Annotated in this window: 19 protein-coding genes and 1 riboswitch; of the genes, 17 read left to right on the forward strand and 2 right to left on the reverse strand. The window is 35.4% G+C overall.

All coding sequences use genetic code 11. The features are described from left to right. The first annotated feature begins 88 nt into the window (after positions 1-88). The 17 genes from atpD to thiH all read left to right on the forward strand — a co-directional run bounded on the left by atpD (position 89) and on the right by thiH (position 15,594). Positions 89-1,591, forward strand: coding sequence for a F0F1 ATP synthase subunit beta (atpD, locus tag T367_RS0112220; protein WP_027420105.1), 1,503 nt, complete (start codon positions 89-91; stop codon positions 1,589-1,591). Positions 1,592-1,603: 12 nt separating this feature from the next. After that, positions 1,604-1,894 carry a F0F1 ATP synthase subunit epsilon gene (locus tag T367_RS0112225; protein WP_027420106.1) on the forward strand — a complete coding sequence of 97 codons (291 nt, stop codon included), beginning with the start codon at positions 1,604-1,606 and terminating at the stop codon, positions 1,892-1,894. A 230-nt stretch (positions 1,895-2,124) separates the two neighbouring features. Continuing rightward, a complete protein-coding gene (locus T367_RS0112230; RefSeq protein WP_027420107.1) occupies positions 2,125-2,883 on the forward strand; it encodes an isoprenyl transferase in 759 nt (252 codons plus the stop codon). Then, positions 2,873-5,494 carry a BamA/OMP85 family outer membrane protein gene (locus T367_RS22255; RefSeq protein ID WP_051568524.1) on the forward strand — a complete coding sequence of 874 codons (2,622 nt, stop codon included), beginning with the start codon at positions 2,873-2,875 and terminating at the stop codon, positions 5,492-5,494. The genes T367_RS0112230 and T367_RS22255 overlap by 11 nt, the downstream gene beginning before the upstream one ends. A gap of 109 nt (positions 5,495-5,603) precedes the next feature. After that, a complete protein-coding gene (locus T367_RS0112240) occupies positions 5,604-6,128 on the forward strand; it encodes an OmpH family outer membrane protein (RefSeq protein ID WP_035843621.1) in 525 nt (174 codons plus the stop codon). Between the two features lie 27 nt (positions 6,129-6,155). Further along, entirely contained in the window at positions 6,156-6,668 is a 513-nt protein-coding gene (locus tag T367_RS0112245; protein ID WP_027420109.1) for an OmpH family outer membrane protein, read from the forward strand. Between the two features lie 62 nt (positions 6,669-6,730). Further along, positions 6,731-7,528, forward strand: coding sequence for a glutamate racemase (murI, locus tag T367_RS0112250; RefSeq protein ID WP_084274410.1), 798 nt, complete (start codon positions 6,731-6,733; stop codon positions 7,526-7,528). A 55-nt stretch (positions 7,529-7,583) separates the two neighbouring features. Continuing rightward, positions 7,584-8,018, forward strand: coding sequence for a hypothetical protein (locus tag T367_RS0112255; protein WP_027420111.1), 435 nt, complete (start codon positions 7,584-7,586; stop codon positions 8,016-8,018). Continuing rightward, complete coding sequence (locus T367_RS0112260; protein WP_027420112.1) at positions 8,019-8,636, forward strand: hypothetical protein; 618 nt, start codon at positions 8,019-8,021, stop codon at positions 8,634-8,636. A gap of 54 nt (positions 8,637-8,690) precedes the next feature. Further along, positions 8,691-8,786, forward strand: a riboswitch (TPP riboswitch). Between the two features lie 107 nt (positions 8,787-8,893). Beyond that, positions 8,894-9,100, forward strand: coding sequence for a sulfur carrier protein ThiS (gene thiS / locus T367_RS0112265; RefSeq protein ID WP_051568525.1), 207 nt, complete (start codon positions 8,894-8,896; stop codon positions 9,098-9,100). Between the two features lie 70 nt (positions 9,101-9,170). After that, positions 9,171-11,063 carry a phosphomethylpyrimidine synthase ThiC gene (gene thiC, locus T367_RS0112270; protein WP_027420114.1) on the forward strand — a complete coding sequence of 631 codons (1,893 nt, stop codon included), beginning with the start codon at positions 9,171-9,173 and terminating at the stop codon, positions 11,061-11,063. A 201-nt stretch (positions 11,064-11,264) separates the two neighbouring features. Continuing rightward, positions 11,265-11,897 carry a thiamine phosphate synthase gene (locus T367_RS0112275; RefSeq protein WP_084274411.1) on the forward strand — a complete coding sequence of 211 codons (633 nt, stop codon included), beginning with the start codon at positions 11,265-11,267 and terminating at the stop codon, positions 11,895-11,897. After that, positions 11,894-12,640: a hydroxymethylpyrimidine/phosphomethylpyrimidine kinase gene (locus T367_RS0112280; RefSeq protein ID WP_027420116.1), complete on the forward strand. Its 747-nt coding sequence runs from the start codon at positions 11,894-11,896 to the stop codon at positions 12,638-12,640. The genes T367_RS0112275 and T367_RS0112280 overlap by 4 nt, the downstream gene beginning before the upstream one ends. Before the next feature lie 3 nt (positions 12,641-12,643). Beyond that, a complete protein-coding gene (locus T367_RS0112285; RefSeq protein ID WP_027420117.1) occupies positions 12,644-13,039 on the forward strand; it encodes a hypothetical protein in 396 nt (131 codons plus the stop codon). A 1-nt stretch (position 13,040) separates the two neighbouring features. Next, positions 13,041-13,673, forward strand: coding sequence for a thiamine phosphate synthase (gene thiE / locus T367_RS0112290; RefSeq protein ID WP_035843638.1), 633 nt, complete (start codon positions 13,041-13,043; stop codon positions 13,671-13,673). A gap of 12 nt (positions 13,674-13,685) precedes the next feature. Further along, positions 13,686-14,453 carry a thiazole synthase gene (locus T367_RS0112295; RefSeq protein WP_027420119.1) on the forward strand — a complete coding sequence of 256 codons (768 nt, stop codon included), beginning with the start codon at positions 13,686-13,688 and terminating at the stop codon, positions 14,451-14,453. A gap of 31 nt (positions 14,454-14,484) precedes the next feature. Then, positions 14,485-15,594 (forward strand): 2-iminoacetate synthase ThiH, encoded by a 1,110-nt coding sequence (gene thiH, locus T367_RS0112300; protein ID WP_027420120.1) that lies wholly within the window; start codon positions 14,485-14,487, stop codon positions 15,592-15,594. Between the two features lie 61 nt (positions 15,595-15,655). On the opposite strand, the gene T367_RS0112305 is transcribed toward thiH, so the two are convergent. Together T367_RS0112305 and T367_RS0112310 are read right to left on the reverse strand one after the other, a co-directional pair. Beyond that, entirely contained in the window at positions 15,656-18,763 is a 3,108-nt protein-coding gene (locus T367_RS0112305; protein WP_157454218.1) for a T9SS type A sorting domain-containing protein, read from the reverse strand. A 183-nt stretch (positions 18,764-18,946) separates the two neighbouring features. After that, positions 18,947-21,262, reverse strand: coding sequence for a T9SS type A sorting domain-containing protein (locus tag T367_RS0112310; RefSeq protein ID WP_027420122.1), 2,316 nt, complete (start codon positions 21,260-21,262; stop codon positions 18,947-18,949). Between the last annotated feature and the right edge of the window lies 1 nt (position 21,263).

Raw genomic sequence — 21,263 nt, forward strand, 5'->3', positions numbered from 1 at the left:
ACTTATTTTCGAGTTTATAGTGCTTGATAATAGAAAAAAAACTAAATTTGCACCCAAAATTAAAGTAATTACGCAAAAAATATAGGTAATGTCTACTATCAAAGGTAAGATTTCCAGGGTTATAGGTCCTGTAATTGATGTGAATTTTGAGAACGGAACAGTGCTTCCAGCGATCATGGATGCACTAGAAGTTGTTAAAGAAGATGGAACAAAAGTAGTACTTGAGGTTCAGCAACACATTGGTAATGATGCGATTAGAAGTATCGCAATGGATTCATCAGATGGATTTAGAAGAGGAATGGATGTTATAGCAACTGGTTCTCCAATTTTGATGCCTAAAGGTGATGCCGTAAAAGGTCGTCTATTTAACGTAACTGGAGATTCAATTGATGGACTTCCAAACGTTTCAAAAGAAGGTGGATTACCAATTCACAGAGAAGCTCCAAAATTCGAAGATTTATCGACAGCAACTGAAGTACTTTTTACAGGTATTAAAGTTATCGATTTAATTGAGCCTTATGCAAAAGGTGGTAAAATTGGTTTATTCGGTGGAGCAGGTGTTGGTAAAACAGTATTGATTCAGGAATTAATTAACAATATTGCGAAAGCATATGCAGGTTTGTCCGTATTTGCTGGAGTAGGTGAGAGAACACGTGAGGGGAACGATTTATTGAGAGAAATGTTAGAATCTGGAATTATCACTTATGGTGACGACTTCATGGAAGACATGGAAAAAGGTGGATGGGATCTATCTAAAATCGATACTGAGAAATTAAAAGATTCGAAAGCAACATTTGTTTTCGGTCAAATGAATGAGCCACCGGGAGCAAGAGCACGTGTTGCATTGTCTGGATTAACATTGGCTGAGTATTATAGAGATGGTGATGGCGACGGAAAAGGGAATGATATACTTTTCTTCGTTGATAATATCTTTAGATTTACACAAGCAGGTTCTGAGGTATCAGCACTATTAGGTCGTATGCCTTCTGCTGTAGGTTACCAACCAACATTGGCATCTGAAATGGGTGCGATGCAGGAAAGAATTACTTCAACTAAAAACGGATCTATTACATCAGTTCAAGCGGTATACGTGCCTGCAGATGATTTAACGGATCCAGCACCGGCTACTACGTTTGCTCACTTGGATGCAACGACAGTATTGTCGCGTAAAATTGCTGAGCTAGGAATTTATCCAGCGGTAGATCCTCTTGAATCTTCTTCAAGAATTTTATCTGCAACAGTTGTAGGTGATGAGCATTATGATTGTGCGCAAAGAGTTAAGTTTACATTACAACGTTATAAAGAATTACAAGATATTATTGCTATTCTTGGTATGGATGAATTGTCTGAAGAAGATAAATTGATTGTACAACGTGCACGTAGAGTTCAACGTTTCTTATCTCAACCTTTCCATGTTGCTGAGCAATTTACAGGATTAAAAGGTGTTTTAGTTGATATTAAAGATACAATTAAAGGATTTAATATGATTATGAACGGAGATGTTGATCAATATCCAGAAGCTGCCTTTAACTTAAAAGGAAGTATCGAAGATGTGATTGAGGCAGGTGAGAAAATGATTGCACAAAATTAAGCTTAAAAAATAATGGAATTACAAGTAATTACACCAGACGAAACTTTGTTTCAGGGAAATGTATCTCATGTTGTTTTGCCAGGTTTAGATGGTTCATTCGGAGTTTTAACTGGACATGCACCGATGATTTCGGCTCTTACAAAGGGAACAGTGAGAGTGGAGCAAGTTGTTGCAGAGAATGAAAAACCAAAGAATCCAGGGAAATACAATAAGGAATTTAAAGGGCAACCTACTTTTACTTTTGATATCTTAGGTGGTGTAATTGAAGTAAAAGACAATAAAATTATTGTATTGGCTGAATAACCAATATCTTTAAGAAAAACTAAGGTCCATTCTGGTTTCCGTATGACAGGAATTAGTATGGACCTTTTTTAGTTTATTGAAATAAAATTTAAATGAATTCGTTTTGAAATCGTGCAAATGAAGGTCGATTGCTGTTAACCTTTGTTAATAAAGTAATTTAAACACGGTTAAGACGTATAAAGAGAAATGATTTGTGAAAAAAATCATGCAAATTTGTTCCGCTAAAGAAAATGAACATTAAAGAAAAATTAGATACCGACAATATTCCACAACACGTTGCCATCATAATGGATGGAAATGGAAGGTGGGCTAAGGAAAAAGGTGAGATGCGTCTTTTTGGACATGCTACTGGTGTAGAATCTGTTCGTGAAGCACTAACCGCAGCATCTGAAGTTAAGGTGAAGTATCTAACACTTTATGCATTCTCAACAGAAAATTGGAAGCGTCCCAAAGAAGAGGTTGACGGTTTAATGGATCTTTTAGTGAATACAATCGCTAATGAGGCTGAATCTTTAAATAAGAATAATGTCAAATTAAATGCGATTGGGAAAATTGAAGATTTACCTGATGGTTGCAGAAATGAATTATTGAAGGCAATTGAAGATACTTCAAAAAATACTGGCACAAATTTAATTCTAGCACTAAACTATAGTGCCAAGATGGAAATTAAAGATGCCATCAAAAAAATAGCAAGCGAATATAAAGAAGGTAGTATAGAATTAGATGAAATCACAGATGAATTGGTGAGTGATCATTTATATACTAGTGGTATTCCCGATCCTGAATTGATGATTCGTACAAGTGGTGAAATTAGAATTAGTAACTTTTTACTGTGGCAATTGGCCTATAGCGAATTGCATTTTACTCCTATTTTTTGGCCCGAATTTAAAAAAGAAGATTTCTACCAAGCAATTTACGAATATCAAAATCGAGAACGTAGATTTGGTTTGGTTGGTGATCAATTGAAAGAACAAAAAAATGATGAATAGATTTCTGCTCATATTACTTTTTACACTTACAGGATTAGTTTCAAACGCACAAGATGGACAATATAAAGTTTTGGGTGGTGAGAAATCATTTTTGTCTCCTCAAAAATATACAATTGCCTCTTGTTCTGTTACAGGTGTAGATTATTTGGATGTAAACGCAATTCGTTTAATTTCAGGTTTGACAATCGGTAAAGAAATTACTGTCCCAGGTCAAGATATTTCAACTGCCATTAACTCTCTTTGGGAACAAGAACTGTTTTCAGATGTTCAAATATTTGCACTTAAAACGGTAGGAGATGAGATTTTCCTTCAGATTGATTTAAAAGGTCGTCCTAAATTAAATGGATTTAACTTTTTTGATGAAGATGGAGAACTTATTCGAAAAGGTGAAGCAGATAAATTGAGAGAAGAAATAAACTTACAAAGTGGGAATACAATTACAGAGTCTTTAGTAAAGAATACAGAGAATATCGTTAGAGGTTATTATGCTGAAAAAGGATTCTATAAAGCAAGTGTGAATATTGTTCAAGTATACGATACAACAGCTTTTAATGCAAGAAAGTTTAATATCAATATTGATAAAGGACAAAGAATTAAAATTAAAGAAATTAATATTGAAGGGAATGAAATTGATTCGTTTGATGAGGATGTGAAAATATTTAACAAATACAAAACGATCATCTCAACATCAGATGGAGGGATTCGTAGATCAATGAAGGATACTAAAAGAAAAGGTATTCTTAGAGTGTTTAAACGATCAAAGTTTAATAGAACAGCATACGAACGTGATAAAGCAGCAATAATAGAGAAATACAATGCTTTCGGTTTAAGAGATGCAAATATTTATTCAGATTCTGTTTATTTTATTGATGACAAACATATGGTTATCGATATTAAGATTGAACAAGGAGATAAATATTATTTTGGAGATATTACTTGGGTAGGAAATTCTAAATATACTTCAGGTGCGCTTGATACTTTAATGGGGATTGAAAAAGGAGAGATTTATAATAAAGCTTTATTGGATCAACGTTTATTTATGAGTCAAGATGGACGTGATATTACTTCTTTATACATGGATAGAGGTCACCTTTTCTTCAGTGTTAGACCAATTGAAATGAGTATTGATGAAGAGAATCATATCAATTTCGAAATGCGAATTTCTGAAGGGAAAGAAGCAAGAATTAGAAATGTAATTATTAAAGGGAATAATAAAACGAATGATCATGTAATTCTGAGAGAGATTAGAACGCAACCAGGAGATTTGTTTAATAGAAACGATATTATTAGAACGCAACGTGAGTTGGCAAATTTAGGTTATTTTGATGCAGAACAATTTGGTGTAAATCCAATTCCTAACCCTGCAGATGGAACGGTTGATATTGAATATACTTTAGTAGAAAAATCAAGTGATCAAATCGAACTTTCTGGTGGATTTGGTGGAGGTCGACTAATTGGAACGTTAGGTTTGTCTTTTACGAATTTTTCAACGAAGAATTTCTTTAAAAAAGATGCTTGGGATCCACTTCCAGCGGGTGACGGCCAACGATTGAGTTTAAGAGGTCAAACTTATGGTAGAGGTTATCAATCTTATAATTTATCATTTACTGAACCTTGGTTAGGTGGTAAAAAACCGACTTCATTATCGATCTTTAGTTCTTATTCTTTAATCACAAACGAATTGGAAAAAACTGATGTTTCGTATAGTCAAACGTCAATTACTTCTATTGGTGTTGGATTGGGATCTCGTTTGAAATGGCCTGATGATTATTTCCAAATTTATGGAGAAATAAATTATCAATATTACGATTTGTATCAATCACAATATTTCGAATTTACTGATGGTTATTCTAATAATATTTCAGTGAAAGGAATTCTTACGAGATCATCTGTCGATCAACCAATCTATCCTAGAAGTGGTTCTAAATTCGCTTTAACAGCAAAAGCTACACTGCCTTATTCAGCGTTTGATGGTTATAGTAATGATCAATATGCTGGTCTTTCGGATCAAGAATTAAATAAATATGCTGAGTATTATAAAATTAAATTCACAGGTGAATGGTATGCTCCATTGAGTAAGAATAAGAAATTAATTTTCAATCCTAAGTTTGGTTTTGGTTTCATGGGTGCATATAACAAACATAAAGGCGTCTCTTCTTTCGAACGTTTCTATTTAGGAGGAAGTGGTTTGAACGGAACATGGCAATTTGATGGACGTGAAATTATTCCATTAAGAGGCTATTCAGGAACAACGCCTGTATCAGCTGAAACAGGTGGAACAGTTATTGCAAAGTACTCAATGGAATTACGTTATCCTCTATCTTTAAATCCTTCGGCGACCATTTATGGTCTGATGTTTGCAGAAGCAGGTAATACATGGAATAAGTTTAGTTCTTTCGATCCATTTAATGTAAAACGATCTGCAGGGTTTGGTGTTCGAGTTTTCTTACCGATGTTTGGAATGTTAGGAGTTGATTTCGCTTGGGGATTTGATCCTTTGGATGTTGGATCTGCCGGAAAAGGTATCGCTGATTCTGATCCAGGAGCTAATGCAAAAGGATTTACTTTCGGATTCTTCCCTATTATTGGAATGAACATAGGTGATTTATAATTAAAATTGTAATTTCGCAGACGGAATTGAAAAAATTGATAGAGACAATTATTTTTAATTTATACCGTTTCGTTAAGAATGTTTAACGGGTACAATAAAAATTATTAAAATGAAAAATTATATTTTTGCTTTTTTCTTGGTGTTTCTTACTGGATCATTTGCTTTTGGTCAACGGTATGCTTATGTAAATACTGAAAAAATACTAGATGCAATGCCTGAGTACGAAGAGGCTCAAAAGGAAATGGATAGAATATCTGAAGAATGGTTCAATGAGATTGAAGGTCTTTTTGCAGATGTTGATAAGAAAAGAAAAGAATATGAGGCTGAAGCAATTTTGTTACCTGAAGCTTTAAAGAAACAAAGAGAAAAAGATATTTCTGATGCTGAAACGCGTGCAAAAGAAATGCAAAGTAAAAGATTTGGACCGGATGGTGATTTATTTATGAAAAGGGAAGAATTGATAAAACCTATTCAAGATAAGGTTTTTAATGCCATCCAACAAGTAGCAAGTGCAAGGAATTTTGCGTTTGTTTTTGACAAGGCTAACCAATCGAATTTGTTATTTGCAGATGCAAAATATGACATAAGTGATGCCGTGTTATCAGAAATGGGCATAAAAGTTGGTAAGAATTAAAATATAATAGAAAATTAAATTAAAACAATGAAAAAGTTAATCGTAGGAATCGTTGCAATGTTGACATTAGGAGCGACAAATGTTTCAGCTCAAAATGCAAAGATTGCACATATTGATTATTTAGTGGTTACAGATAGTTTACCATCTAAATTAAAAGCTGACAAAGAAATTGCAGCCTATATTCAAGAAGAGCAAACTGTTTTACAAGAAGCAGAAGCTAAATTGAGAAAAGATGTTGAAATTCATATGGCAGATGCTGAGAATTTATCTCCAACTATTAGACAAATGCGTGAAGAGAAATTGAGTCAAAGACAAAATGACCTTCAGTTGAAAAGTCAACAACTGCAACAAGATGTACAAACATTAAGTGCTAGATATTACAATCCAATTGAAGCGCGTTTAACGAAAGCCGTTGAAACTGTAGCTAAAAAGAACAATGTAACTTATGTGTTAGATCAAGGTCAAACATTATACGCTGCTGGATTAGATTTAACTAAAGAAGTAACAGCAGAAATGTTGAAGTCTGAACCTGTTAAATAAACAGTATTTTTTAAATTTTTGAAAGGTCACGTCCCGTGACCTTTTTTTGTATCTTTATTTTTGTGAATAAACCGATTGGAATATATGATTCTGGAACTGGTGGCTTAACCGTAGCAAAAGCTATTGCCGAAATGTTGCCAAACGAAAGTTTTATATACTTCGGGGATACCGCCCATCTTCCATACGGAGACAAATCGAAGGAGAGTATTCAGCTCTATTCTAAACGTATTTCAGACTTTCTAATAGGAAAGGGTTGTAAAGCATTGGTTATTGCTTGTAATACGGCTTCTGCACATGCTTATGCAACTTTAACTGAAAGACATCCAGAAATACCGATAATTAATGTTGTTGATCCAACAGTTGAGTATTGCGTCAAAGATAAGTCGTATAAAAAAATTGGTATCATTGCAACGAAAGGGACAGTCACTTCAAGAATCTATCCACGGAAAATAAAGAAGGTAAATCCAGAAATACAAGTATTCCAAAATGCAACGCCTCTTTTGGCACCCATGATTGAAGAAGGTTTTTTTAATAATCGAATCTCTCAAACAGTTATAAATTCATATTTGTCAGCTAAAAACTTTAAGGAAATTGATGCGTTGATTCTGGCTTGTACGCACTACCCGCTAATTAAAAAAGAAGTAGAGAGATATTTTAAAGATAATGTGGCGGTGATTGATTCAGCATCTGTGGTAGCAACAGTTACCAAAAATGTACTCATTAAAAACAATCTCCTGAGTTCATCCCAAATACCTAGTCGTCAATTTTTTGTATCCGACTATACAAAAGCCTTCGAAAAAACAGCTAAATTATTCTTTGGCGAAAAAATAACTTTGAAGGAAGATCGGATTTGGGATTAGTTTTGTACCTTTTCTAAAAATTATTCAAGTTTTATTTTAATCTAATTAAATAATTATGACGAATAGATTACTTGCAGTTTTAGCTGGAACAATCGCTGGTGTTTTAGTAATATTTTTAGGTGACATACTGATTCATACATTATTCCCCGCTCCAGGATACTTGGATATGCGCATAAAAGGTGATGTTGAAAAAGCAATCGAACTGATGCCAATTATGGCTTTGGTATTAATGCTCTTTTATTGGTTACTATCTTCGTTTATTGGAGGTTTAGTGGCAGGTAAAATTGCAAAACATAATTGGCAATTACCAACAATTTTTACTGGTATTGTTTTGCTTATGGCTGCAGTATTCAATATGATCAGCATTCCTCATCCAATTTGGATGGTTATCATCGCTATTGTTTTATATGTTCCAGCTGCCTACTACGGTGGGAAAATCATGAATAAAAAAGTGCCCAAAAAGAAAAAACAGAAAAAAAAGAGAAAATAAATGGATTTGGACTGTATTCAATATCGTACGATAAGTAATTCAATTAATGATTTAAAAACTGAAATTGATTCGGTTGCTAGTGCTGGGATTACAACGTTTCGTATTCCGGAACAATTTATGAATGATGTAGCGCATAGTTCATTTGATCAATTGTGTTTTATCGTTGATGTCAATTCGAATATTGAGATTCCAGATGCTTTCGGCGTCCACTTTAAGTCTTTTGCATTAATGGATCAGCGTAAAGCCGATATTGAAAGAGTAACTGGTGCAACAGCGAATACTTTATTGGATTGTAAAAATTTGGATTTACAAGGTTTAAATTATATAGAGGTTCCTATAGATCTAGGTGCAGTTGATGCGAATCACAAGAATATGATACTTGGATCAGAAGGCTTGCAAGCCTTATTGCCAAAAGAAATAGAATATGGTTGGATGTTACTTAGTTTAGCAACGCCAATAATGGCAAGTGGTATTAGGTCAATGAATGAATTGGAAATATTGGTGGATCAAACGGCTATACACGGTGTCATTCTCGATCAATTGATTTATCGCGCAAGTAATAAAAAGGAAACCGTCCAAAAAATTCAAAGTCTCTTTAAATTGTCAAGTACAATTTAATTTTTTTAAATCTAAAATTAACCTTACCTTTAAAGTGATATGATTAACTTTGTATCGTTTCATAAGGGGTGTCCACCTGAGGCGGACTGAGATTATACCCATTGACCTGATCAGGCTAGTACCTGCGTAGGGAAGTGATTTAAAAAGCATTCATTAGAATGTTAATGTTAATTCGAACCAAGAATTAACCCCTTGTTTTTGCGACGGTAAAGAATTGCCAGCAATTGTTGGTTTTTCTATAATTTAATCCAATTCATATGATTGAGGTTTTATTTAATAACGAAGCGACACAGATAACAGAGGGATCTACATTACAATCCATCCTAGAAAGTCGTAAATTAAGTACTAAAAATGGTATTGCTGTTGCTATTAATGCATCGGTTATTCCGCGTGGCGAATGGGAGAATCATGTCCTTCAACAAAACGATAAATTAATGGTAATATCAGCTACTGCTGGTGGTTAAGGATAATAGTGAATACGATGGGACAACCAATCCCAATTTAATATAGAATAGAAATTTTAATATAGATAGAATGAGCAAGAAAGACATCAAAATCCCTAATTCAGAATCGAAGATCACGAGAGATCCATTTACAGGATCTGAAAAGATCTATGTGAAAGGAGAAATCCATAAGGACCTTAAAGTAGCAATGCGTCAAATTAATTTAAGTGACTCGCAAGCTATGTTCACAAAAGGTCAATTTGTAAAGGATAATAATGAACCTGTTGTTGTATACGATACTTCGGGCCCATTTACTGATCCGTCGGTTGAAATTAATGTGAAAGAAGGAATTCCTGCTATTCGTCAGGAATGGATTTTGAAAAGAGGTGATGTTGAAGAATTAGATGAAATTTCTTCTGACTTTGGAAAAGAGAGATTGTATAATTCTGATCTTGATCATTTGCGTTTTGAACACCTGAAAAAACCTTTAATTGCTAAAAAAGGACAGAATGTTTCTCAAATGCATTATGCTAAAAAAGGTATCATCACTCCAGAAATGGAATATGTTGCTATTCGTGAGAATCAAAAAATTCAAGAAATAAAGGAAATTGCACCACAACATCCAGGGAATTCTTTTGGGGCTAGAACGCCAAAGGTTATTACACCAGAATTTGTACGTGAAGAAATTGCTGCGGGTAGAGCAATCATTCCTAATAATATCAATCACCCTGAAAGTGAACCAATGATTATTGGACGTAATTTCTTGGTGAAAATTAATGCAAACATTGGTAATTCTGCTTTGTCTTCGTCTATTGAAGAAGAAGTAGAGAAAATGGTTTGGGGAATTAGATGGGGCGCTGATACTATCATGGATTTATCAACAGGAAAAAATATTCACGAAACGCGTGAGTGGATTATTAGAAATGCACCGGTTCCAGTTGGTACTGTTCCAATTTATCAAGCTTTGGAAAAAGTGAATGGTAAAGCAGAGGATTTAACATGGGAATTATTCCGTGATACATTAATTGAGCAAGCAGAACAAGGTGTTGATTATTTTACAATTCACGCTGGTGTTTTATTGCGTTATATTCCAATGACAGCAAATAGATTAACAGGGATCGTATCTCGTGGTGGGTCTATTATGGCGAAATGGTGTTTGTCTCATCATAAAGAAAGTTTCTTGTATACACATTTCGAAGAGATTTGTGAAATTATGAAGGCTTATGATGTTGCTTTCTCTTTAGGAGATGGTCTTCGTCCAGGTTCAATTGCTGATGCGAATGATGCTGCACAATTTGCAGAATTAGAAACTTTAGGAGAATTGACAAAAATTGCTTGGAAACATGATGTGCAAGTAATGATTGAAGGTCCTGGCCACGTGCCAATGCACATGGTTAAAGAAAATATGGACAAACAATTGGAAGATTGTTTTGAAGCGCCTTTTTATACATTAGGGCCATTGACAACTGATATCGCTCCAGGTTATGACCATATTACGTCTGCAATTGGTGCTGCACAAATTGGTTGGTATGGAACGGCGATGTTATGTTATGTAACACCAAAAGAACATTTAGGTTTACCAAATAGAGATGATGTTAAAGAAGGTGTGATTACTTATAAATTGGCTGCTCATGCTGCTGATTTAGCTAAAGGTCACCCAGGATCGCAACATAGAGATAATGCGATGAGTAAAGCAAGGTTTGAATTCCGTTGGGAAGATCAATTTAACTTGGCTTTAGATCCTGATACAGCGCGTGCTTATCACGATGAAACATTGCCGAGTGAAAATGCAAAAGTTGCGCATTTCTGTTCGATGTGTGGACCACATTTCTGCTCTATGAAAATTACGCAAGATGTTCGTGATTATGCTGCTAAAAATGGTTTAGACGGAACGAATGCTATTGAAGAAGGAATGAAAGATATGGCTGAAACTTTTAAAGAAAAAGGTGGTGACGTTTATTTAGAACCAGAGAAGATAAAATAGATTATAGTTTTTAGGAATGAATAGATGTTTTTTTAGAAAATAGGAAGTTAGGGGATTTCTAATCCTCTAACTCCTGTAGTTCTTTACGAAGTATTTGTCCTTTGCAGGTTTTGTCAGAGGGTCGTCTCTATCGAATTTCATAAAGAAGAACCCCTCGTCCTTCGAAGCCATAGCGTAGGAGGAACTAACCACTAAAAAAAAATGTTAAAAATACTCTTCACATATCCTGAGGCTTTGCCGCATGAAACAGGGTTGGTTAATAACCTAATGGAAGAGGATTGGGATTTTTTGCATGTTCGTAAACCAGATTATTCGAAAGAGGAAATGATCAATTTTTTAGAATTGATTCCAGATTATCACTATAAAGTTGTACTTCATTCGCATTACGAATTGATTCGAGAATTCGATTTGGCAGGCATTAATTTGAATAGAAAAGGGATGAGTGGATTAACAACAGCTGATGAATTGACCAGCGCTTGTGATGTGAGAGAATTAACACTGATTGATAGGGAAGTAAAGGTCTATGGAAAAAAGCCAGATTTGGTGACTTATTCGGCGCATGGTTTTAGTGAAATTCAAAACTTGAATTTTGATACGGATTATGTTTTTTTAAGTCCAATTTTTGACAGTATTTCTAAAGTAGGTTACGCATCTGCTTTTAGTGATGCTGAAATATTGAGTGCTTTTTTAAAGGGCACAAAAGTGAAAGTGATAGCATTAGGAGGAATAGATAATACCAAGATTCCAATCTGTAAATCATTGGGGTTTGATGGTTATGCTATGCTCGGTGATATTTGGAGAAAGTACTTCACATTTGTTGAAACAATACAATGAAAATAAAAGGAATTAACATATTAACCATTGCCGGTTTTGATCCAACAGGAGGAGCAGGAATTCTTGCCGATATTCAAACGTTTAAAGCGTTTAATTGTGTAGGGATGGCTGTACAGACTGCCAATACAATTCAAACTGAAGATGAGTTTATAGCTGTGAATTGGATTGATGACGAAGTTATTGGCCGTCAATTACAATCACTTTTGGATCGTTATGCTTTTACGATTGTTAAAATTGGTCTTGTACCTTCTCTTTCTTTATTGAATGTGTTAATTGATAAAATAATAGCAAAACAACCGAATATTAAGATTGTTTGGGATCCTGTTTTGTCAGCGAGTGCTGGGGTAGATTTTGGTCAAGATTTAAGTGAATTGTCGGTTGTTTTAGAGAAGGTTTTTCTGATTACTCCCAATTGGTCTGAAGCGATTAAATTGTCAGGAAATGATGACGCAATAGTAGGGGCGAAAGAATTAAGTAATATCACAAAAATCCTTCTAAAAGGTGGTCATAATCCTGAAAATTTAGGACGAGATATTTTGTTTGACGATGAAGGCGAGTTGTTTTTTAAGCCGAAACCAGGTAATTATTCTCCTAAACACGGAAGTGGCTGTGTTTATGCTTCGGCTTTAGCTGCTACGATAGCAAAAGGATATCCACAACAAAAAGCTATACTGAAAGCGAAAAGATACATCGAGTATTTTTTAGCAAGTAGCAATACTTTAATTGGTCGACATAAAGGATAGATTATGAAAAGAGTTTTAGGAATATTGAATGTATTAAACGGATTGATTCTAGTGTTTTTTGTGTTGAGAATGTTTGGGTTTATTTCGATTGCTCCGCAGTTTACAATGATGCATTTAATTGTTGTGGTATTAGCCATTTATGGATTACGGATATTCATCGAATCTCAATATGATGTCAGTGATGGGGTAAAAGAGAATAGAATAGCACGAATGTCATATTATCTAGGTACGGCTGCTTTATGTATCGGTGTTTTATTTAAAATTATGCTTTGGCCACTTGCTGGATTTCTTGTTTTAATCGGTTCTTTTGGTGTGTTAATGTCTTATGTGATTGGCCTGATTTTACCAGCGGATCTAAAAACGCGAACTCGAAATGAAGAAATTTTAGACGATTTATAAAATGAGCAAATTATATTATATATCTCAAGGTCAAACGCCTGAGCAACATTTGATAAACATTCAATTGGTTGCTGAGAATGGTGTGGATTGGATTCAATTGCGATTGAAAAATCATCCGAATGAAATGTTCCTTGCAACGGCTCAAAAAGCCTTAGAAATATGTCATCGTAATGGAGCAAAATTATTTATTAATGATAAAGTTGTAATTGCTAGTGAAGTTTCAGCAGATGGAATTCATATTGGTCAAGATGATATCTCACCTGTTGATGCGAAAGTAATTTTTAAAAAGGGGCTTATTGGTGGAACGGCAAATACAATTGAACAATGTATAGAATTGGCAAAAAAGGAGATTGATTATATCGGTTTAGGACCTTATCGTTTTACTGGAACGAAGAAAGAATTAAGTCCAATTTTAGGGGTGGAAGGAATAAGAGATATTATAGTTGAATTACGTGCGAAAGGTTATCAAACGCCTGTCGTATCGATTGGTGGAATAGAAGTTGAGGATTGCAAAGAACTATTTAGTATTGGCGTTTCACGGATTGCAGTTTCAGGTTTGTTGACGAATAAATCAGCGGATGAAATAAAATCTATAGTGAATCAAGTGAATGGATTAATAAAAGAAAGTATTTAAAATAGAAGAGTGATGAGTGATTTAAAAATAGGGGATAAGGTTTTTACATCTCGATTGTTTACTGGAACTGGTAAATTCAAGTCGAATGAGATGATGGAGGCAGCTTTGTTAGCTTCAGGTTCGCAATTAGTGACCATGGCTTTAAAACGGGTCGATTTAAATGACAGTGAAGATGATTTATTGCAACATTTAAAACCAACGAATTTTAGCTGGTTACCGAATACATCTGGTGTTCGAACAGCTAAAGAAGCAGTTTTTGCTGCCGAATTAGCACGCGAAGCTTTACAAACCAATTGGATTAAATTGGAGATCCATCCAGATCCTAAATATTTAATGCCCGATCCTATTGAGACTTTATTGGCGACCGAAGAATTGGTAAAGAAAGGTTTTATAGTATTGCCATATATCCACGCAGATCCAGTTTTGGCTAAAAGATTACAGGATGTAGGTGCGCAAGCTGTTATGCCCTTAGGCTCGCCGATAGGTAGTAATAAAGGAATTAAAACGGAAGACTTTCTTCGAATAATAATAGAGCAGGCGACTGTTCCTGTTATTGTTGATGCTGGAATTGGTGCTCCGTCACATGCTGCATATGCAATGGAACTTGGTGCGGATGCAGTATTGGTGAATACCGCAATTGCAACGGCTAAGGATCCTGTGAAAATTGGATTGGCATTTAAGATGGCGGTTGAAGCGGGTAGAATGGCTTTTGAAGCAAAAATGGGTCAACAGAAAGATCACGCAGAGGCAAGTAGTCCTTTGACTGATTTTTTAAATTAAGATCGAAACAGTACAAAATAGAGGAGAAGCAATGTCATTTAAGAGCGAGATAGAAAAATTAAATTGGGATCAAATATCCAAACAGATTTATGCATCAACTGCGGCTGATGTTGAACATGCATTGAATACGGCAAAGCCTGATTTGAATGATTTTGCAGCCTTAATTTCACCGGCTGCAGCGCCATATTTAGAGCGAATGGCTCAAAAAAGTCACGATTTAACAGTGCAACGTTTTGGTAAAACCATTCAAATGTATGCGCCTTTGTATTTATCGAACGAATGTCAGAACATCTGTACTTATTGTGGTTTTAGTTTAGATGTGAAAATCGAACGGAAAACATTGTCAGATGAAGAGATAATGGCAGAGGTCAAGGTTTTAAAATCGTACGGATATGACCATATTCTTATCGTGACAGGTGAAGCGAATAAAACGGTTGGAATTGACTATTTTAAAAATGCGATTCAATTATTGAAACCTCATTTTTCTCATATTGCAATTGAAGTACAGCCGCTCGAACAAGAAGAGTATGAAGAGTTGATTGGAGTAGGACTGAATACAGTACTTGTCTATCAAGAAACTTACAATAAAGAGAATTATAAAAAACACCATCCGAAAGGTAAAAAATCGAATTTTGATTACCGCTTAGAAACGCATGATAGAATGGGTAAAGCGGGTATTTATAAAATGGGTGTTGGTGTTTTAATTGGTCTGGAAGATTGGCGGACAGATTCGTTTTATGCCGCTGCGCATTTGGATTATTTAGAAAAGAAATATTGGCAGTCTAATTATTCTATTTCTTTTCCGCGATTGCGCCCATGTGCAGGAGGTGTAGAATTGAAGTCGGTGATGTCGGATAAAGAATTGGTGCAGCTAATCTGTGCGTATCGAATTTTTAATCAAGAGATTGAATTGTCTATGTCAACGCGCGAATCTGAAGTGTTTAGGAACAATGTAATTAAATTAGGAATTACATCAATTAGTGCGGATTCTAAAACTGATCCAGGCGGTTATGCCAATCCTAATGTGAATTTGGAGCAATTCGAAATTCACGATAAACGCACAACTTCACAATTCATTCAATCAATTATAGACCAAGGATACGAACCGGTGTTTAAAGGTTGGGACAAAGTCTTACAGTAACGATATAAAAAAAGCCTTGTTCTCAATGAAAACAAGGCTTTTTTATTATTTCTTTATTCGATTATCTTCTAATCAATTTCTCTACCCAAACATCCGAGTTGAATGCAATACGTACGAAATAGATACCACTTGCGTATTCACTTAAATCAAATTCTAAAGTAGGCGCTGTCATTTGATTTTGATAAATCACTGCCCCAAGATTGTTTAATACCACCACATTTAAAGGCCCTGAAGAATCATCATTCCTTGCAATTGTAACATTGCCATTTGTTGGATTCGGATAACATTTAATTTGTGACAATGGGTTAATCTCGTTTATCCCAACTGAATTAATAAGGAAACAAGCCGAAGTGTCAATACAGAAATCTTTTTCAATTACAACGGCATATTCACCATTCTCTGTCGCAATAAATGTTCTGGATTCTTCGCCATCAATAGGTTGCAGCGGGTCGCAAGTAATCCATCTGAAGAAAGTTGATTCACTTTCAGGTTCATTTGATACTAATGTTAATGCATCTTCCCGAGTAATTGTCATGTCAATTGGATCGAGAATGTCTAGATTAGTTGTTACAATACTATCACATCCTGTTTCAATTGAAATTAACGTGTCCATATAAGTTCCAGATTCTGTATATGTAGCAGCTCCAATTGTATAGGTTTCTCCACCACAAAGATTGATGGTTTGTTCGTAAACATTTTCATCACGAATAATCAAATTTGTAGTCACAATACTGTCACAACCTGTTTCTGTTACCAATTCGTCTATATACAAACCAGCTTCATTATGCTCAATGTCACCAACGAATAATGATTCACCGTAACACAATGTTATTTCTTGACTGTATGTAAGTGGATCGTTTACCGTTAAATTCGTTGTAACTGTGCTATCACATCCTTCAATACTTGTAAATACATCTGTGTAAACACCTGTTTCAGTATAAACACTTTCTCCTACAGTGATTTCGTTTCCAGAACATATTGTGAAGCTTTGTTCACTTGTATTATATGGGTACACTGTTAGCATTGTATTCACAATACTGTCGCATCCTGTTTCTGTAATAAAGTCATCAAAATAAGATCCTGAAGCATCATAAATACTTTCACCAATAGCATAGGTTTCCCCGAAACATATAGCTATTTCATTTGTGTATTCGATAGGAGGGTTAACTGTTAAACGTGTAGTTACCATAGAATCACAACCAGTTTCTGTTACGAAATGATCAATATATTCCCCCGTTTCTGTATAAATGCTTACACCAACTTCAACTGAATTACCAGCGCAAATTGTTAATGTTTGAATATTGTTAATTGGAGGATCAATACTTAAATAAGTTGTTACGCTACTATCACACCCTTCTTCAGTTACAAACCAATCGATATATGCCCCGCTTTCATCATAAGTATTCTCACCGATAGTGTAAGTGGTACCGCTACATATGGTAATATCTTGCGTGAAATTGATCGGAGGAGTTACTGTTAAATTTGTCGTTACGATACTGTCACAACCTGTTAAAATAGCAACTAAAGTATCAATAAATACGCCTGTCTCTGTATATTCATTTGCGCCTATATTATATGAAATTCCGCTACAGATTGTAATGTCTTGTGTTATCAAAACAGGTTCAATAACAGTTAAGTTTGTTGTGATGACGCTATCACAAGCATCCATATTGTATAAACTATCAATATAGATTCCTCCATCGAAATAAATACTTTGTCCAACAACTATTGAGTCGTTTCTACAGATCGTTATATCTTGATATACAAATTCTGTTTCACAAACAATTGAACTAAAGAAATAGGCTGCACCGGCATCTTCTAAATAAGCACCTCCATCAGCATCGTAATCCTGTTGCCAAGCTCCAACTAGAACTGTATGACCAGAAATTGCAACTCCTTCTCCAAATCTATCTTCAACTGCTCTGTCAGATTGCACTATTTTATTGATCTCTGCCCAAACACCGTCCTCATCTCGTTGAAAAATATAAGCTGCTCCAGCATTTGACAAGTCATCGCTTCCGTCGGCATCTAAATCCTCTTGTTCCGCACCGAATACGATATAATCGCCATCAATACCTACGTCTATGCCAAAATGGTCACCAGTCGTTCTATCGCTAGCATCTAATTTTTGTACTTCATTCCAAACTCCTCCAATATCTCGAGTGAAGATGTAAGCAGATCCTGCATTTTTTAGTTCAGCTCCGTCGAATTCACTTTCATCTTCAGACCATACCCCAACAACTATAGTACTTGAATCAATATCTACTGCATAACCAAATCGGTCCCATGCATAACGATCGTGATTTAATAATTTCTGCGTTTCTGACCAAACACCAGCAGAACGCTCAAATATATAAGCGGCTCCAGCGTTCCATTGTGTTCCTGAACGATATCCTCCTGTGTCATAATCGTGGTTGTGAGCACCAACAATTATATAGTCACCATCAAGGGCAACAGCGCCTCCAAAAAGATCTGAAATATCCTCATAATCATCATCTCTTCCTGCAGGATAATATCTATCAACTGAACGTTGTGATGCTACTATTTTTTGTGTTTCATTCCAAACGCCTAATTCATCTAAATCAAATATATATGCAGCTCCAGCATGATACATGAAATTCAGCCCGGCAAGGTCATGTCCTTCGTGGTGCGCCCCAACAATAACGGTGCTATCGCTGATGTCAACTGACCAACCAAATTCGTCATCTTCATCTCTATCAGAAGCAATTATTTTTTGCATTTCAGTCCAAACACCGTCTATTCCTCTTTTAAATAAATAGGCGGAACCTGCGCTACTTAATGAATTGTCATCATCCATATCGTGATCCTCTCCATACGCGCCAACAACAATCATTTCACCGTCTATTGCAACGGAATAACCAAACCTGTCGTAATTGTCTTGGTCAGAATTGATTATGCGTTGAACGAATTGCCAATTGTCAATTCCTGTTTTTTCATAAATATAAGCAGCTCCCGTATTCGGATCTGAGCCATCTTCATCATGAGCATAAGAACCAACAACAGCGTAGTTACCATCAATGGCAACTGAGAATCCCATTCTGTCTTCTTCGCCTCTGTTGAAAGCAACACCTTTTAATACTTCTGTAAAATCCTGTGCGTAACTAATTGTAAATACGCATACTGTAAATAAACTAAGTAGCAATTTCATGAATTCTGTTTTATTGATTTTTGGCAATTACCAAAAATCGCTGCAAAGATAATGAAGTTGTTTCGTTCAATCATTAAATTTTATCGATTAATTAATGTTAAATACCGATAAAAATAGACTGAATTCGAATCAATCAAAATTTTGCTTTTATATAAATAGTTTTTTAAGGAAAATGAAACAGCTTTAAATCTTTACAAATTTGCTTTTTTCAATGCCGAATTCACCTTCAATCGATATGACGTACGTTCCTTTTGAATAGTTGGACGTATTGATGTAAGATTTAGGTTCAATTGGTTGAATAGACTCAATTAATCGACCGGTTGCATCAAAAATGCTTAATGATTGATAAGATTGGAAATTATTTCCCTCAATAATGAGGTAATCAGTCGCTGGATTTGGATAGATTTTAAAATTGCTTTTTTCTATGTTAGATATGGACAATACATCTACATAAACACATGATGAAGTGTCCGAACAATCTCCCTCAGTTACTATTACAGCATATGCACCAACAAAAGGAGCATGGTATGATCGCTCATTAGCACCTGAAATTATTTCTATGGGATCGCATTTTATCCATTGGTAGGTTGCGTCGTCAGCTTCTGCAATTAATAAATTCTCAGACTGACTAATACTGTTATTAACAGGGAGCTGGACTGTGATATTAGTCGTGACAACGCTGTCACAAAAACTGAATGAAGTTAAGATATCTGTATATGTTCCGTTTTCTGTGTAGGTCGATCCGCCTATTGTATAAGCGCCTTCCCAACAGATGGTTATGTCTTGAGTAACTGCATTCTCTGGATGGACAAATAAGTCAGTAATAACAATGCTGTCACAACCTGTTATTGTTGTTAAAGTATCTGTATACTCACCTGTTGTTTCGTATGCATTAACGCCAACATAAAGTGGATGTCCAAAACAACGTTCAATACTTTGGTTATAGACAGGGGCTGGTGTAACTGTTAGATTGGTAATGATGATACTATCGCAACCAATAATCGAATGCAAAACGTCAAAATAGGTATCTGAAGTATTATAAATATTGTCATTTACAGTGATCGATTGACCTTCACAAATAGAAAAACTTTGTTCTGTATAGGTCGTTATACATACTTCTTGACTATAAAAATATGCCGCACCTGCGTCATTTAAATTTTCTTCTCCAATTAGATTGTAGTTTTGTTGGGGTGCACCCAATAAAATTTCAGTCGAATAGATACCGACTGCAAACCCGAGTTGATCGTCGATTGCTCTATCCATTGCTATTAATTTTTGATTCATCGACCAAATTCCGCCCTCATCTTTTTCAAAAATATATGCCGCACCTGCATCAGATAAATCAGCTTCGTCCAATGCGTCAGAATCATTTCTAAAAGACCCGATAACCATAAAATTATCATCAATAGCTACGTCATAGCCAAAGCGATCTCCTGAATTTCTATCCGGAGTAATTAGTTTTTGAGATTCAACCCAATAACCCGATTCATTCCTATTAAATACATAAGCGGATCCTGAGTTATTTCTATAACCCGTTCCCGTTAGATTGTGGTCTTCTTCAAATGCGCCAACTACCACGGTAATTGAGTCGATAGCAACTGACCAGCCGAATTTATCACTTAACTGTCTGTCGCTTGCTTCTAATTTTGATACTTGATCCCATGAATCGACAACCTTTTCAAAAATATAAGCCGCGCCCGCATTTGATATTGGGTTAACCCCCATCGAATCTAAGTCTTGATGATAAGCACCAACAACTAAATAGGGTAGGTCTAAAGCAACATCAATACCAAATTGATCTGATAAATCTTCACCATCGCCGCCATCAGGTTCTGTTAAATCAGGTGCTCTGTCTCCGGCAACAATTTTTTGGGTTTCGATCCAGTTATCGTCGACATCTAATTCGAATAAATAAACTGCGCCAGTATGATAAATATATGCGTCTCCAATTTCATCTCTGCTTTCAAAATTAGCACCTACTGCAACCGTTGTCTCATCGATATCAACACTCCAGCCAAATTGAGCGTTTGCAATCCTGTCTGATGCAACAATTTTTTGCATTTCAACCCAAGTATCTTCTGTTCTCTGAAAGATGTAAGCGGAACCGGCACTGCCCATTTCTTCAGCATCAAACTCATTGTGATCTTCGGCATAAGCACCAATTACGGCATAGTTTTGATTGATGCTAACAGACCATCCAAAGCGATCATAATTGTCCTGATCTGAATTGTAAATTTTTTGTACCAACTCCCAGTCTGCATATCCTGTCTTCTCAAAGATGTATGCTGCCCCCATGTTGGGGTTTGCTACTCCAAAGTCAACACCATAGGCACCGATTATTGCAAGGTTTTCGTGTATGTCAATAGAATACCCAAAACGATCTCCTTCGGCTCTATCTTCTGGTATCAATTTTAACAATTCATCAAAGGATTGTGCTTGTACAGTCGAATGAAAATTCGCCAAAAAGATGATTAAAATGATTCGAATTATTCTAGACATC

Origin of the sequence: Crocinitomix catalasitica ATCC 23190, from assembly GCF_000621625.1 — a bacterium.
Taxonomy (GTDB): domain Bacteria; phylum Bacteroidota; class Bacteroidia; order Flavobacteriales_D; family Crocinitomicaceae; genus Crocinitomix; species Crocinitomix catalasitica.

What these genes read in the sequence shown, in the direction of transcription:
- T367_RS0112240 (WP_035843621.1), top strand. Translation starts at nt 5,604, where the DNA reads ATGAAAAATTATATTTTTGCTTTTTTCTTGGTGTTTCTTACTGGATCA.
- thiS (WP_051568525.1), top strand. Translation starts at nt 8,894, where the DNA reads ATGATTGAGGTTTTATTTAATAACGAAGCGACACAGATAACAGAGGGA.
- T367_RS0112295 (WP_027420119.1), top strand. Translation starts at nt 13,686, where the DNA reads ATGAGTGATTTAAAAATAGGGGATAAGGTTTTTACATCTCGATTGTTT.
- T367_RS0112255 (WP_027420111.1), top strand. Translation starts at nt 7,584, where the DNA reads ATGACGAATAGATTACTTGCAGTTTTAGCTGGAACAATCGCTGGTGTT.
- T367_RS0112225 (WP_027420106.1), top strand. Translation starts at nt 1,604, where the DNA reads ATGGAATTACAAGTAATTACACCAGACGAAACTTTGTTTCAGGGAAAT.
- T367_RS0112310 (WP_027420122.1), bottom strand. Translation starts at nt 21,262, where the DNA reads ATGTCTAGAATAATTCGAATCATTTTAATCATCTTTTTGGCGAATTTT.
- T367_RS0112260 (WP_027420112.1), top strand. Translation starts at nt 8,019, where the DNA reads ATGGATTTGGACTGTATTCAATATCGTACGATAAGTAATTCAATTAAT.
- T367_RS0112285 (WP_027420117.1), top strand. Translation starts at nt 12,644, where the DNA reads ATGAAAAGAGTTTTAGGAATATTGAATGTATTAAACGGATTGATTCTA.
- T367_RS0112230 (WP_027420107.1), top strand. Translation starts at nt 2,125, where the DNA reads ATGAACATTAAAGAAAAATTAGATACCGACAATATTCCACAACACGTT.
- thiH (WP_027420120.1), top strand. Translation starts at nt 14,485, where the DNA reads ATGTCATTTAAGAGCGAGATAGAAAAATTAAATTGGGATCAAATATCC.
- T367_RS0112275 (WP_084274411.1), top strand. Translation starts at nt 11,265, where the DNA reads ATGTTAAAAATACTCTTCACATATCCTGAGGCTTTGCCGCATGAAACA.
- thiC (WP_027420114.1), top strand. Translation starts at nt 9,171, where the DNA reads ATGAGCAAGAAAGACATCAAAATCCCTAATTCAGAATCGAAGATCACG.
- T367_RS0112305 (WP_157454218.1), bottom strand. Translation starts at nt 18,763, where the DNA reads ATGAAATTGCTACTTAGTTTATTTACAGTATGCGTATTTACAATTAGT.
- atpD (WP_027420105.1), top strand. Translation starts at nt 89, where the DNA reads ATGTCTACTATCAAAGGTAAGATTTCCAGGGTTATAGGTCCTGTAATT.
- T367_RS22255 (WP_051568524.1), top strand. Translation starts at nt 2,873, where the DNA reads ATGATGAATAGATTTCTGCTCATATTACTTTTTACACTTACAGGATTA.
- T367_RS0112280 (WP_027420116.1), top strand. Translation starts at nt 11,894, where the DNA reads ATGAAAATAAAAGGAATTAACATATTAACCATTGCCGGTTTTGATCCA.
- T367_RS0112245 (WP_027420109.1), top strand. Translation starts at nt 6,156, where the DNA reads ATGAAAAAGTTAATCGTAGGAATCGTTGCAATGTTGACATTAGGAGCG.
- thiE (WP_035843638.1), top strand. Translation starts at nt 13,041, where the DNA reads ATGAGCAAATTATATTATATATCTCAAGGTCAAACGCCTGAGCAACAT.